Source organism: Agrococcus sp. UYP33 (assembly GCF_054060915.1).
This window is the reverse complement of record NZ_JBSSDR010000001.1, coordinates 1,769,775-1,783,236: the sequence shown is the minus strand read 5'-3', so window position 1 is coordinate 1,783,236 and position 13,462 is coordinate 1,769,775. Positions and strand designations below refer to the sequence as shown.

The window sequence follows — 13,462 nt, the reverse complement described above, 5'->3', positions numbered from 1 at the left end:
GCCGGATCAGCGCGCGACGGCCGCGAAGATCGCCGCGATCTCGTCCTTCGCCGTCTCCATGGGCGCCGCATCCGGCAGCCGCTCGATCGTCAGGTTGACGGGCGTGCCCGACCGGTTGGGCTGCTGCGCCGCGGCCGCGAGGCGCGTGCCGTCGCCGAGCCGCCAGCGCACCACCGGCTGCGCTGCCGCGAGGTTCTCGCCATGCGCGGCGCCGCAGCGGGCCTCGACCTCGGCGCGCACCGCCGCGAGCGCCTGCAGCCGCTCCCCCGGCACGGTGCGCGTCTGCGAGACCGAGAACGTGCCGTCGGCCTGCTGGCCCGGGAGCCTGCCCTTGCGGTCCTGCTCGAAGTCGACGGTGATGCCCTGCGACCACCACGGCTCGACGCCGTGCTCGGCGACGAGCCAGTCAGCGATCTGCCGGTGGCTCCACTCGAGCGCGCCGGCAGCCTCGAGCAGGTCGCGCCACTCGACGTGCGAGCGGCCGGTCGCCGCGCGCATCGCCTCGGCACCCATGTTGCGGTCGATCCGGTCGACCATCAGGCGTCCGGTGCGGATGCGGGCACGTCGGGCGCATCGGCCGCCTCGGCGATGCGGATGAAGTCGTCGAGGTCGAGCGCCTCGCCGCGCAGCGTCGGCTCCACCCCGGCGCGCTCGAGCACGGCGGTCGCCGCGCCGGACGACCCGAAGACGCCGGACAGCGCCTGCCGCAGCATCTTCCGCCGCTGCCCGAAGGCGCCGTCGATGACGCGGAACGTGCGGCGCCGGAGCGCCTCGTCGCCGCGCTCCGGGCCGCGCCGGAAGCCCACGAGCACGCTGTCGACGTTGGGCACCGGCCAGAAGATCTGCCGCGAGACCTCGCCCTCGAGCGCCCACTGGCCCCACCAGGCGACCTTCGCGCTCGGCGAGCCGTAGACCTTCGATCCGGGCGGGGCGGCGAGCCGGTGCCCGACCTCCGCCTGCACCATCACGAGCGCCCGGTCGATCGTCGGGAAGCGCTCGAGCAGGTGGATGAGCACCGGCACCGAGACGTTGTACGGCAGGTTCGCGACGATCGCCTGCGGCTCGAAGGGCAGCGCCTCGATCGTGAGGGCGTCGTGGTGCACAACCTCGAGCCGCGCCTCCGGCTGCTTGCGCTCCACGGTCCGCGGCAGCAGCTCGGCCAGCCGCGGGTCGATCTCGACGGCCGCGACGCGCGCGCCGACCTCGGTGAGCCCGAGCGTGAGCGACCCGAGTCCCGGCCCGACCTCGACGACGTCGCGGCCTGCGACATCCGCGGTCCTGACGATGCGCCGCACCGTGTTCGCGTCGACGACGAAGTTCTGGCCCCAGCGCTTCGTCGGCGTCAGCTCGAGCGTCAGCGCGAGCGCGCGGATCTCGGTCGGCCCCAGGAGCGCCTCGGCGCTGCGTCCACCCGGTCGCGCCTCGCCGGCCTGGCTGTCGATGCTCATCCATCGACCCTATGCCGCGCGCGCGGCGGGCGCGCCCAGCGGTCTCGGGCAGGATGCTGAGACCGAGGATGCCGGAACGTGGCCGAATCGTGACCGAGCGGGCGTGACCTCGACCCGACACTGGACATGTCAGAGCGTGCGGGGAGACCGCCCGCCAGAGAGGACACCGCCGTGCGCCGATCCGAGAGCCACTCGCTCACCGCCATCGCTCCTGCTGGCGCGCCGACCGCCCGGTCGCGTCGGATGCTCGGCTTCGTCGCGCTCGCCGGCTCCGCGGCGCTGCTGGCCGCGTGCGCGTCGCCGGGCGCCTCGCCCACCACCGCGCCGCCCGAGCCGAGCGCTGCCGGCGACACCGGCGCCGCGCCCGTGGCGCTCGCCGACGACCTGCTGCAGGCCGAGGGGCTCTTCGATGAGGTGAGCAGCGAGGGCTACGCCGTGCGCTGGCTGGAGCCGGGCGAGTCGATCGCCGTCGTCATCGGCGGCTCGGGCGGGGGTGGCGAGTGCATCCCGCAGCCGCATGCGGCCGAGCTCGGAGCGGTGGGCGCTGCCGTCGTCGTGTCCTTCGACCCGCCCGACGCGGCGATCGCCTGCACGGCCGACTACCGCCTGCACGGCTGGGAGCTCGCCCTCCCGATGAGCGTGCCCGTCGACCTGCCCACCGTGGTGGAGCTCGTGAACCTCCGCGGAGAGGACGAGACCACCGAGGTCCGGATCGGTGCCGACGACCTGCTCGACGCGGGGCCGACCGCCGACCCGCAGCCGTCGCTCATCCCCGAGCCGTCGGCCGAGGGCGCGGCGCCCTCGCCCATCCCGCCCGACCAGCTGCCCGAGGCCGACGTCACGATGCAGGACGCGCAGGTGCGCTGGATCGAGCCGGGACGGCGGCTCGCGGTGATCCTGGGCGGCTCGGGCGTCGCCGGGTGCGTGCCGACGCCCGTCGCCGCGCGCACCACGGGCATCAGCGCCATCGCCGTCTCGTTCGAGTTCCCGAGCGAACCGATGGACTGCAGCGCCGACTTCCACCTCTACGGCTGGCAGTTCGAGCTCGAGGAGCCCGTCTCCGGCACGCTGCCCGCCGAGGTGACCGTGACGGGCACGACCGCTGCAGACAGCTCGACGGTGCTCGCCCTGCAGCCCGACGACCTGCTCAGCGCGCCGTAGTCGTCAGTCCCAGGTGCCGTACGCGCGCAGCGTGTTGGCGGCGGTCTCGGCCGCGATGACGTCGGCCTCGACCCCGAGCCGGTCGGCGATGAAGCGGACGGTGAGCGGCGTGAGGTAGGGGCTGTTCGGTCGACCGCGGTGCGGGGCGGGCGTGAGGAACGGCGCATCCGTCTCGACGAGGATCCGGCTGCGGTCGGCGACCGCGAGCGCCGCGTGCAGGTTCTTCGCGTTCGAGAACGTGACGGTGCCCGCGAACGACAGGTACCAGCCGTGCTCGGCTGCGATCCGCGCGAGGTGCTCGTCGCCGGAGAAGCAGTGGAAGACGGTCGTCTCGGGTGCGCCCACGCGCAGGAGCGTCTCGACCACGTCGTCGTGCGCGTCGCGGTCGTGGATCTGCAGCGCGATGCCGTGGCGCTTCGCGATGTCGATGTGTGCCTCGAACGACTCGAACTGGGCGCGACGCCCGTCGTCGCCGGTGCGGAAGAAGTCGAGCCCCGTCTCGCCGACCGCCCGAACGCGCGGCTGCGCGGCGAGCGCGTCGATGGTGGCGAGCGCGTCGAAGAGCGTGTCGGCGTCGGCGTAGCCGGGCGCCTCGTTCGGGTGGATCGCGACGGCGGCGAGCACGCGCGGGTCCTGCGCCGCGAGCGCCGCCGACCACTCCGACGACTCGACATCGCCGCCCACCTGGATGACGCCAGCGACCCCCGCCTGCTCGGCTGCGTCGAGCGCCGCCCAGTAGGGGAAGTGCTCGCCGTCCTTGATCTCGAGGTGCGTGTGGTTGTCGTAGATCGGCACGCCGAGCGGCTCGGGCACGGGCGGCCGGGTCGTGTCGCGCTTGCCGTCGTCGTGCCGCTCGCGGATGTACTCCCCACCCGGCAGGGTCGTCTCGCGGGGGCCGTCGGAGAGTCGGTCGGCGGTGCTGTCGAAGGGTGCGGTCCCGTCGTGGCTTGCAGGCATGGCCACCAGCCTACGAGCGCGACGCCCAAGCCGATGCCGAGTCCCCGTCCAGGTTCTCCGATGGATCCGATGCCAGCATGGCCGGTGCAACGACCCGTCTGGAGGCCTCCCGGCATGCTGAGACTGCTCGCCCTGCCCGTCGCCGTCGCGGCTGTGCTCGCCTCGAGCGGGTGCGCAGCCGGCGACCGCGGGGGCGAGTCGACGGCGCCGGGCACGACGCCGGCCGAGGCACCGGAGGCGTACCAGTCCCCGTCCGGCGAGGCTCCGGCGGGAGACGATGGCGCGACCGGCGACCCGAACGGCTCCGCCGCGCCCAGCACCTCCCCGCCCTCGGCGATGACCTCGACGGCTCCGAGCCCGAGCGGCGACCCGGGCACGCCCGGCCTGCCCGAGCACAGCGGCGCATCCGTCGACGACGTCCTGCGGCTCGGCGCGGTCGCGACGTGGATCGAGCGGCCCGTGCTCATCGCGCTGTCGTTGCCCGCGACGGCCAGCTGCTGGGCGTTCGCGGGCGCGCCGGAGGTCGAGTCGACGACCCGCATCGTCGTGGCCGTCGAGGTGCCGACCACGTGCGAGGCGCCGGATGGCGCGCGCACCTACGCGATCCCGGTGCCAGCCGGGATCGACGCGAGCGCCGAGGTGGAGCTCGCGGTGGTGGGCCTCGAGCACGAGTTCACGTTGACGCTGCCCGGGCGGTAGCGGCGGCGCGCGGAAGAGTGGAACGGACCACGACGTGCACGGTCCTGCGCTTCACGCGCGTCTAGAACAGCCGTTCGGTGCAACTGCTCGCTGATCGACTCCGTGACGACCCGCGCGCGACCTGCCCGCCCGCTCCCGTCAGCGCGCGAGCCGCGCGAGGGCCTCGTCGAGCCGCTCGAAGTCCTCGTCCATGCCGCCGTCGATGCCGGAGGCCACCATCGCGTCGCAGTCGGCTGCCGACGCGTACGTCGACGTGATCTCGAGCGAGCTGCGGCCGTCGGGCAGGTCACGGAACTCCAGCACCTCGAGCGTGGGCCGGCCGGGCTCCGCCTGGAACTCCCAGGTGTGCACGATGCGCCCCTGCACCACCTCGTGGTACGAGCCCCAGAAGCGCCAGTCGCCACCCATCTCGACCGTGTAATCGAAGCGGCCGCCGGTGCGCGGCTCGAAGTGCTCGACGCGCAGGCGCGAGCCGCGCGGGCCCATCCACTGCGAGAAGATCTCAGCGGTCGTGTGCGCGCGCTGCACCGCGGCGGCGGGTGCCTCGAACTCGCGGCGGTGGACGATCGACTGCGACCCGATGCGCTCGTGGGTGGTGGTGGCCATGCGGCGACACTACGCGCCGCTCCTCCGCTGCGCGTGATCTCGATACGCGGCCGGGCTCCGCCCAACCCGCTCGTCGAGTAGCAGCGCCCTTCCCCGCTCGTCGAGTAGCAGCGCCGGAGGCGCCGCGTATCGAGACGACCTCGCAGCGTCCAGCCGTGATCTCGATACGCGGCCGGACTCCGTCCGGCTGCTACTCGATCAGCAGGGGCCGCCCACCCCGCTCGTCGAGTAGCAGCGCCGGAGGCGCCGCGTATCGAGACGACCCCCCAGCGCACGACAGCCCCGATCTCGATACGCGGCCGGGCTCCGCCCGGCTACTACTCGATCAGCAGAGGGTGCCGGTCAGGCCGCGGGCTGCGCCTGCTCGATGCGCGGGAAGAGCGGCGGCACCGTCGTGACGCGGCCAGTGCCCTCCCAGCAGTGCGCCTCGCGGATCGGCTGCGCGAGCACGTCGCCCTCGCCCCCGATGGCCGCCCACAGCTTCTGCGCCGACTCCGGCATGACGGGCGCGAGCAGCACCGCGACCGCGCCGATGCCGTGCACGTTCGAGGCGAGCACCGCCGCGAGCCGGTCGCGCTGCGCGTCGTCCTTCGCGAGCACCCACGGCGCCTGCTCGGTGATGTAGCCGTTCAGCCGCTCGACGATCGCCATCGCGGCGTCGACCGACTCGTCGATCGCGAACCGGTCGATCGCCTCGTCGGCGCGACGCACCGCATCCGCCACGATCGTCTGGATGTCGTCGTCGATGGCGACCGCCGGCACGACGCCGTCGCAGTACTTGTGCACCATCGCGATGACGCGGCTCGCGAGGTTGCCGAGGCCGTTGGCGAGCTCGGAGTGGTACCGCGCGTCGAGGTCCTCCCACGAGAACGAGCCGTCGGAGCCGAACGCGATCGCCGACATGAAGTAGTAGCGGAACGCGTCGACGCCGAAGACCCCGGTGATCTGGCGCGGCTCGATGCCGGTCGCCTTCGACTTCGACATCTTCTCGCCACCGACCAGCAGCCAGCCGTGGCCGAAGACGTGCTCCGAGATCTCGAGCCCCGCCGCCATCTGCATGGCCGGCCAGATGACCGCGTGGAAGCGGGCGATGTCCTTGCCGACGATGTGGGTGGCCGGCCAGCGGCGGGCGAAGCGCTCCTCGTCGACGCCGTAGCCGTTGGCGGTGATGTAGTTGAGGAGCGCCTCGAACCAGACGTAGACGACGTGCGTCTCGTCCCACGGCACCTTGATGCCCCAGTCGAAGGTGTTGCGGCTGATCGACAGGTCGTTGAGGCCCTGCTTGACGAACTGCCGCACCTCGTTGCGCACGTGCTCGGGCTGCACGTAGTCGGGGCGCTCGTCGTAGAGCGCGAGCAGGCGGTCGCCGAACTCCGACAGCTTGAAGAAGTAGTTCGCCTCGCGCACCGTCTCGATCGGGCGGGAGTGGATGGCGCAGACGAGCTGGCCCTCGAACTCGCCCGTGCCCGGCACCAGATCGTTCGGCGTCTTGTACTCCTCGCAGCCGACGCAGTACTGGCCCTCGAACTCGCCGTGGTAGATGTACCCGGCCTCCCTCAGGCGCTCGAGGAAGATGCGCACGCCCGCCTTGTGGCGCTCGTCCGTCGTGCGGATGAAGTCGTCGTTCGCGATGTTCAGCAGCTCGAGCTGCGGGATCCAGGCGGTCTCGACCAGTCGGTCGGTCCACTCCTGCGGGCTCACGCCGTTCGCGGCGGCGGTGCGCATGATCTTCTGGCCGTGCTCGTCGGTGCCGGTGAGCATCCAGGTGTCGTCACCGCGCTGCCGGTGCCAGCGGGCGAGCACGTCGGTCGCGACCTCGTTGTAGGCGTGCCCGATGTGCGGCACGTCGTTGACGTAGTAGATCGGCGTCGTGACGGTGAAGCGCTCGGGCATGGGGTCCAGTCTAGGCGCGCGGCCGCAGAGCGGCCGAGCGTGTGACGCCCGGCGTCAGGCGGTCGTCGGATTCGCGAGCGCGGCCTGGTAGAGCGCGTTCCGCGGGTGCCCGGTCGCCTCCGCGACCTCCGCCGCGGCCTCCTTGAGCCGCATCCCGCCGGCCTTGAGCCGCAGCACCTGCTCGACCGCCGCGTCGAGGTCGGCGAGCACGGGCACGGCGCCCTCGATGACGATGACGATCTCGCCCTTCACGCCGGCCCTCGCCCAGTCGACGAGCTCGGCGGCCGTGCCGCGGCGCACCTCCTCGAAGCGCTTCGTGAGCTCGCGGCAGACGGCGATGCGGCGCTCGGGCATCGCGCGGGCGATCGCCTCGATCGAGTCGGCGAGGCGGTGCGGCGCCTCGAACAGCACGAGGGTGCGCTCCTCGCGGGCGACCGAGGCGAGCATCCGGTCGCGCTCCCCCGCCTTCCGCGGCAGGAAGCCGTCGAACGCGAACCGGTCGGTCGGCAGGCCCGAGAGGGCGAGCGCCGTGAGCACCGCGGACGGGCCGGGCAGGCACGTCACCGCGACGCCCGCGGCGACCGCGGCCTGCACGAGCCGGAACCCGGGGTCGCTCACGGTCGGCATGCCGGCGTCGGTGAGCACGAGCACGTCCTCGGCGCGAGCGCGCTCGACGAGGGCGGGCGACGCGGCCTCCTCGTTGTGCTCGTGGAGGGCGACGAGCTGCGGCTGCGCCTCAAGGCCCAGGGCACGGATGAGCTGGCGGGCCGTGCGGGTGTCCTCGGCGGCGATGATCGGGGCCGTGGTGAGCGCCTCGCGCAGCCGACCGCTCGCGTCGCCCAGGTTGCCGATGGGCGTCGCGCCGAGGATGATCACGCGGTCGAGGGTATCCCGCGGCTGCGGGAGCCCTCCTGCGATCCGGCCGGCGCTCCACGTGCGCTCGATCGGGCTGAGCCGGTCGCCGACCGGCATGACCGCCTCACACCGCGCTCAGCCCGATCGAGCGCGCGCCCGGCGGGCTCGTCCGGGCGAGCAGTGCGAGAATCGGGCCCGTGACCCTGCCCCGCACCGCCGATGACGCCGACGGCGGCGGCGGCGAGCCGCGCGACGCTGCGCTCGGCGCGACGGCGACGGCGGTGTCGGCCTCCGCACGGTCGCGCGCCGACTCCCCCCGGCTCGCGCGCCTCACCGACGCGTACGGGTCGCTCGAGCGGCGCCTGGCCGAGCCGCGCATCCGCCGGCGCATCGAGATCGCCGCGCCCGTCGCCATCCTCGGCCTCGCCGCGATCGCGCGGCTCGTCGGCCTCGGCAACCCGCACCTGCTCATCTTCGACGAGACCTACTACGTCAAGGAGGGCTGGTCGACCTGGCAGCTCGGCTACGAGGGCGAGTGGGCCGAGGGCGCGAACGAGCGCTTCGAGGCGGGCGACCCGGGCGCGCTGTCAGCGGAGGCCGACTACGTCGTGCACCCGCCGCTCGGCAAGTGGATCATCGGCATGGCGATGGCCGTGTTCGGCATGGGCGACCCGTTCTGGTGGCGGCTGCCCAGCGCGCTCGCCGGCATCGCGCTCGTCGGGCTGACCTACGCGGTCGCGCGCGGCCTGCTGCGATCGGTCGCGTTCGCCTCGCTCGCCGGCTTCTGGATGGCGATCGACGGCTTCGCGATCGTGATGAGCCGCACGGCGCTGCTCGACGGCATCCTCGCGGTCTTCGTGCTCGCCGGCGCCGGTGCGCTGTTGCTCGATCGGCGCGGCTCCCCCGCGCGCACGGTGCGGGCGCTAACCGCCCGGCGCGGCCGCTTCGGCGCGGCGCTCTGGAACCGGCCGTGGATCATCGTCGCGGGCGTGCTGCTGGGCGCAGGCTGCGCGACGAAGTGGTCGGGCGGCGCCTTCCTCGCCCTGTTCGGGCTCTGGATCGTCGTGATGGAGGCGCTCGACCGACGGCGCGCGGGCTACCGGCATCCGTGGCTCGGCACCCTGCTGACGCAGGCACCGGCGAGCTTCGTGCTGCTCGTCGTGCCGGCGGTCGTCGTCTACGTGGCGAGCTACGCCGGCTGGTTCGACGGCGGCTGGGGCAGCCAGCTCATGCTCGAGCGCGCCGACCTGCGCTGGGGCGGACTGCTCGCGTGGGTGCCGCTCGGGCTGCAGTCGCTGTGGGCGTACCACGCCCAGCAGCTCGGCTTCCACGTCGGGCTCACGAACGACCACGCCTACCAGTCGCCCGCGATCGAGTGGCTCTGGCTGGGGCGCCCGACCGGCTTCAAGATGGTCACCGTCGAGGACGGCAGCTGGTGGATCACGGCAGTGCCGAACCTGCTCGTCTGGTACGCCGGCGTGCTCGCGCTCGGCTTCCTGCTCTTCCACGTCGGCCGCACGCTCGACCGCCGCGCCGCCTTCCTGCTGCTCGCCGTCGCGGCCGGCTACGTGCCGTGGCTGCTCTTCCCCGACCGCACCATCTTCTTCTTCTACGCCATCGTCTTCCTGCCGTTCCTGATCATCGGCCTCGCCTTCACGCTGCAGCAGCTCGTCGCGCTGCGCTCCCCCGCACGGGCCGCCGTCGGCGCGGATGCGCGCACCGCCCTCGACGAGGACGTCGCGGCCGCGATCCCGCCCGTCCCCGGCACGGAGGCCGCCACGCGGGCCACCGCCTCGGAACCCGTCGACGACGTCGAGTGGCGGGCGGCCGCGTGGTCGATCGTCGCCCTGCTGGTCGTGACGAGCATCCTCGTCGCCGCCTGGTACCTGCCGGTCTGGTACGGCATCCCGCTGCCGGATGCGCTCATGCGGCTGCGGTTCTGGCCGCCGAGCTGGCCCTGACGCTGGCTCAGTAGGGCTGCGGCAGCTCGCAGACGAAGCCCTCGCAGCGGTAGGCAGCGGGTGTGGTCTTGCCCTCGAGCAGCGCGAAGCCTGCGGCCGCGAGCTCGGCCGCCTGCTCGGGAGTCGCGACGAACGCGCCCGGCTCTCGGCGCAGATCCTCCGGCGGATCGCCGATGAGCACGAGCGTGCGCGGCGGCTCCGCGATGCGAGCGGCGACGCGGAGCATCGCGGGACCCGCGATCGGGTTGCGGATGGCCTGGCGCGCGTCGAGGAGGCGAGCCGCGCGGTCCAGGTGGGCGGCGTCGCCGCTGAGCGCGAAGAGGGCGTGCAGCGCGCCGGCGAGCGCTGCCTGGCCCGAGGGCGCGTCGCCGTCGGCGTCGGGACCGAGCTGCAGCGCCGGCCCCTGTGCCGACGTGGCGGCCGGGTCGGGTGCCGCGTCGAGGATCGCGCGCGCGGCGATCGCCCAGCCCGCCTCGCCGGTCGCGGCGGTGAGCGCGAGCAGGCCGCTCGCGAGGTTGCCCGCGTCGGCCGCGGTCGCTCGCGCAGTGGAGGCCCGGCCGTCGAGGCTCGCGTGCACGAGCGCGGCGGGGTCGGCGGCGTGGTGTGCGAGCAGGTGCTCGGCGGTACCGCGGGCGAGCTCGAGCGCGGTCCGGTCGCCGTCGCGCAGCGCGCGCACCGCGAGCGCCTCGATCGCGAGGCCGTTCGCGGCGGTGACGACCAGCCGGTCGAGCGGCGGCCGCTCGACGCCCGCATCCGCCGGCGCGAGGTGCCAACCGCCCTCCACCCGCCGCCCGTCGACGGTGGACTCCGCGTCCTCCGCCACCGCGAAGGCGCCGCCCGGCAGCCGCAGGACCTCGCCGAGGAAGCCGACGAGGCCGCTCGCGACGGATTCGCGGCCCAGCAGCGTCGCCACGTGCAGCAGCTGCGCGTTGTCGACCAGCATCCGCTCGAAGTGCGGCACCGACCAGTCGCGCTGCGTCGCGTAGCGGAAGAAGCCGCCGTCGCGGCCTCGCAGGTGCGAGTAGCCGCCCGCGGCGACAACCGCGTCGTCGCCCGCGGCTGCGTCGAGCAGCCGACTGGCGAGCTGCGGATCGACGTCGACGAGCGCGAGGAGCAGCGGCGCCTGCGGGAACTTCTGCCCGGTGCCGAGCCCGCCGTGCTCCGGGTCCTCCGCTCGGGCGACCGCCGCGAGCGCCGCGCGCGCGGCCGCCGCGTCGGGCGCGTCCCCGTCGACGGCGGCCGACTCGCGCAGCGCCTGCTGCACCTGCTCGGCGGTGCCGGCCACGGCATCCGGCTGCGTCCGCCACGCCTCGCCGATCGCGCCCAGCACGTCGCGGAAGCCCGGGATGCCCTGCCTGGCGGCGGGAGGGAAGTAGGTGCCGGCGTAGAACGGCAGGCCGTCGGGTGTGAGGAACACGCTGAGCGGCCAGCCCAGCTGACGGGTGAAGGCCGACGCGGCGCCCATCAGGGCGGCGTCGACGTCGGGCCGCTCCTCGCGGTCGACCTTCACGGCGACGAAGCCGTCGCGCAGCAGCGCGCCGACCGCCGGGTCGGCGAAGGACTCGCGCGCCATCACGTGGCACCAGTGGCACGTCGCGTAGCCGACCGAGGCGAAGACCGGCACACCCCGCTCGCGCGCCTCGGCGAACGCGTCGTCGCCCCACTCGCGCCAGTCCACGGGGTTGTCGGCGTGCAGCCGGAGGTAGTCGCTCGTCGCTTCGGCGAGCCGGTTGTCGGCGGGTCGCTCCATGCGCCCGACGGTACTCGCGCCGCCTGGCGGCGAGCAGGACGGCGGCGGTGGCGATCGCATGCGAGGCTCGACGGCGTGGATGCGCAGCGCAGGACCGAACCGAGCCGGATCGTCGCCGTGGCGATCGAGCACCCGACGGTGCCGCACGTCGACGCGATCGTCGAGGTGCCGGATGCGGCGTGGGCGAGCGCCGTGCTGCTGCACGGGGCCGGCGGGTCGGCGGCGCATCCGTGGATGGAGGGCGTCGCGCGCGGGCTCGTCGGCGAGGGCGTTGCGGTCCTGCGCGCGAGCTTCCCCAACGCGCAGGCGGGCAAGCGCCAACCGGAGCGAGCGCCGAGCGCGATCGCGACGTGGCACGCGGTGATGGCTGCCGCCCGGGACCTGCTCCCTCACGAGCCGTGGGCGGGCGGCAAGTCGTTCGGGGGCCGGATGGCCGCCGCCGCGGTCGCGGAGGGCATGCCCGCCGCCGGCCTGCTCTACCTCGGGTACCCGCTGCACGCGCCGGGCAAGCCGGAGCGGGTGCGCGACGAGCACCTCGAGGGGATCCGCCTGCGGCAGCGGTTCCTGCAGGGCACGAACGACCCGTTCCAGTCGGGCGACCTGCTCGACCGGCTCGTCGAGCGGCTGCCCGACGGGCGCGTCGACTGGGTCACCGGCGGCGATCACTCCTTCCTGATCGCGGGCGGCGACCGCGACCCGGAGCGGGTGGCGGAGGCGCTCGGGCCACGGATCGCCGCGCTGCTGCGCTGACCGAGCCGGACAGCACCTCGGCCTCGTCGGCGACCGCCCGGCAGGTGTCAGCGGTACGGCACGCGCGGTCGGCGCATCCGATGCCAGTGCACGCACGGCTGGGTCGAGCCGCGCCGCACGCCCGCGCACGGCGGCATGCCCTCGGGCGGCTCGGCCTCGAGCACGATGGTGCGGCCGTCGAGCTCGAGCTCGCGGCTCGTCGACCAGAGGTGCCACGCGGGCTGCACGGCGTTGCCCAGCACCTCGCAGTCGCAGTAGCCACCGCTCGCCTCGAGGCGCCGCTCGAGCTGCGTCGCGCGGGGTGCGACGAGATCGCGGTAGTGCGCAGCGAAGCGCAGGTCGCCGTCGCAGTCGTACCGCTCGAGCACGCGATCGAGGTAGCAGGCGAGGCACTCCCCCGGGTTGGGCGCGAGCCAGGCGTCCAGCAGGCTGCGCACGTAGGACTCGGCATCGTCGGTGATCGATCGCTCCATGCGGCGCAGGATGGCACGGCGAGCGCGTCGGGCGTGCGACGCATCCGCAGGCCTGTGCACAGCCGCCGCGCCGAGTGGAACGCGGGCCCACTCGTGCGCCCGAGCCGGATGGACCCGATACCGGTTGATGGACCCCGCATCTCGGGTCCAGGATCCGGAATGGGGTCCGCGAGCGCGCCGAGTCGCGCCGAAGCGGGGACGCGGGGCGCCATCTGCTTTGCTGACCGCATGCGCGCATGGTCGAAGCAGGAGCTCCTCATCGCGATCGCCGCCGAGCGGGCGGCGCTCGCAGAGCAGCTCGCCGAAGTCCACGAGGCGCAGTGGGCGACGCCGTCGCTCTGCGCCGGATGGACGGTCGAGCACGTCGTGGCGCACCTCACGGCGGCCGCGAGCATCGGGCCGCTGCACTGGATGCGGAGCATGGCGGGCGCGCGCTTCGACGACGCCGTCCACAACCAGCGGCGCCTCGAGGAGCACCTCGGGCCGACCCCCAGCGGCACGCTCGAGCGCTTCCGCGCCGTGATCGACAGCCGCACGGCGGCGTCCGGTCACTGGCCCGCATGGCTCGGCGAGGTGATCGTGCACGGCCAGGACATCCGGATCCCGCTCGGACTGCTGACCCCCACCCCACCGGATCGCGCAGCCCAGGTGGCGGCCTTCTTCGCCGCCCGCGACTTCGCGGTGGCGAGCCGCAGCGCGGTGCGCGGACTGCGCGTGGAGGCGAGCGACGCGGAGCTCGGCGTCGGCGACGGCCCGCTCGTGCGCGGCCCCGCCGTCGCGCTGGTCGTCAGCATGGCGGGTCGCAGCGCGATGCTCGACCGGCTCGAGGGCGACGGCGTCGCGGTGCTCGCCGAACGGATCGCCGCGCCGCGGAACCCGCGCCCCTGACGCGACTCGACCCGCTCCCGC

The 13,462-nt window shown here is 74.1% G+C and carries 13 protein-coding genes; 5 read left to right on the top strand and 8 right to left on the bottom strand.

The features are described 5' to 3' along the window. Positions 1–6: 6 nt before the first annotated feature. On the bottom strand, positions 7–537 hold the full coding sequence (locus tag ACVWW9_RS08735) for a hypothetical protein (protein ID WP_456515171.1): 531 nt from the start codon (positions 535–537) through the stop codon (positions 7–9). Continuing rightward, positions 537–1,448, bottom strand: coding sequence for a 16S rRNA (adenine(1518)-N(6)/adenine(1519)-N(6))-dimethyltransferase RsmA (gene rsmA, locus ACVWW9_RS08730; RefSeq protein ID WP_456515170.1), 912 nt, complete (start codon positions 1,446–1,448; stop codon positions 537–539). Before rsmA ends, ACVWW9_RS08735 begins: the two co-directional genes overlap by 1 nt. Positions 1,449–1,619: 171 nt before the next feature. Here rsmA and ACVWW9_RS08725 point away from each other — a divergent pair, with 171 nt between their 5' ends. After that, a complete protein-coding gene (locus ACVWW9_RS08725) occupies positions 1,620–2,609 on the top strand; it encodes a hypothetical protein (RefSeq protein WP_456515169.1) in 990 nt (329 codons plus the stop codon). 3 nt (positions 2,610–2,612) lie between these two features. Here the strand turns inward: ACVWW9_RS08725 and ACVWW9_RS08720 are convergent, their stop codons facing one another. Next, on the bottom strand, positions 2,613–3,566 hold the full coding sequence (locus ACVWW9_RS08720; protein WP_456515168.1) for a TatD family hydrolase: 954 nt from the start codon (positions 3,564–3,566) through the stop codon (positions 2,613–2,615). 114 nt (positions 3,567–3,680) lie between these two features. Between ACVWW9_RS08720 and ACVWW9_RS08715 the strand changes: the two genes are divergently transcribed. Beyond that, the gene (locus ACVWW9_RS08715; protein WP_456515167.1) at positions 3,681–4,265 is read left to right on the top strand and encodes a hypothetical protein; all 585 of its coding nucleotides are present in this window, start codon (positions 3,681–3,683) and stop codon (positions 4,263–4,265) included. 138 nt (positions 4,266–4,403) lie between these two features. Here the strand turns inward: ACVWW9_RS08715 and ACVWW9_RS08710 are convergent, their stop codons facing one another. From ACVWW9_RS08710 to rsmI, 3 genes are all read right to left on the bottom strand, one after another. Beyond that, positions 4,404–4,871: an SRPBCC domain-containing protein gene (locus ACVWW9_RS08710; protein ID WP_456515166.1), complete on the bottom strand. Its 468-nt coding sequence runs from the start codon at positions 4,869–4,871 to the stop codon at positions 4,404–4,406. A gap of 342 nt (positions 4,872–5,213) precedes the next feature. Further along, a complete protein-coding gene (gene metG / locus ACVWW9_RS08705; protein ID WP_456515165.1) occupies positions 5,214–6,764 on the bottom strand; it encodes a methionine--tRNA ligase in 1,551 nt (516 codons plus the stop codon). A gap of 54 nt (positions 6,765–6,818) precedes the next feature. Next, positions 6,819–7,640, bottom strand: a complete 822-nt coding sequence (gene rsmI, locus ACVWW9_RS08700) for a 16S rRNA (cytidine(1402)-2'-O)-methyltransferase (protein ID WP_456515164.1) — start codon at positions 7,638–7,640, stop codon at positions 6,819–6,821. Positions 7,641–7,816: 176 nt separating this feature from the next. On the opposite strand from rsmI, the gene ACVWW9_RS08695 reads away from it, so the two are divergent. Continuing rightward, positions 7,817–9,580: a dolichyl-phosphate-mannose--protein mannosyltransferase gene (locus ACVWW9_RS08695; RefSeq protein WP_456515163.1), complete on the top strand. Its 1,764-nt coding sequence runs from the start codon at positions 7,817–7,819 to the stop codon at positions 9,578–9,580. A 7-nt stretch (positions 9,581–9,587) separates the two neighbouring features. Here the strand turns inward: ACVWW9_RS08695 and ACVWW9_RS08690 are convergent, their stop codons facing one another. Continuing rightward, positions 9,588–11,330 (bottom strand): thioredoxin domain-containing protein, encoded by a 1,743-nt coding sequence (locus tag ACVWW9_RS08690; RefSeq protein WP_456515162.1) that lies wholly within the window; start codon positions 11,328–11,330, stop codon positions 9,588–9,590. A 75-nt stretch (positions 11,331–11,405) separates the two neighbouring features. On the opposite strand from ACVWW9_RS08690, the gene ACVWW9_RS08685 reads away from it, so the two are divergent. Continuing rightward, a complete protein-coding gene (locus tag ACVWW9_RS08685) occupies positions 11,406–12,080 on the top strand; it encodes an alpha/beta hydrolase family protein (protein WP_456515161.1) in 675 nt (224 codons plus the stop codon). A gap of 47 nt (positions 12,081–12,127) precedes the next feature. Here the strand turns inward: ACVWW9_RS08685 and ACVWW9_RS08680 are convergent, their stop codons facing one another. Beyond that, positions 12,128–12,553, bottom strand: a complete 426-nt coding sequence (locus tag ACVWW9_RS08680; protein ID WP_123697288.1) for a DUF2695 domain-containing protein — start codon at positions 12,551–12,553, stop codon at positions 12,128–12,130. Positions 12,554–12,781: 228 nt separating this feature from the next. Between ACVWW9_RS08680 and ACVWW9_RS08675 the strand changes: the two genes are divergently transcribed. Beyond that, positions 12,782–13,441, top strand: a complete 660-nt coding sequence (locus ACVWW9_RS08675; RefSeq protein WP_456515160.1) for a maleylpyruvate isomerase family mycothiol-dependent enzyme — start codon at positions 12,782–12,784, stop codon at positions 13,439–13,441. Positions 13,442–13,462: the final 21 nt, after the last annotated feature.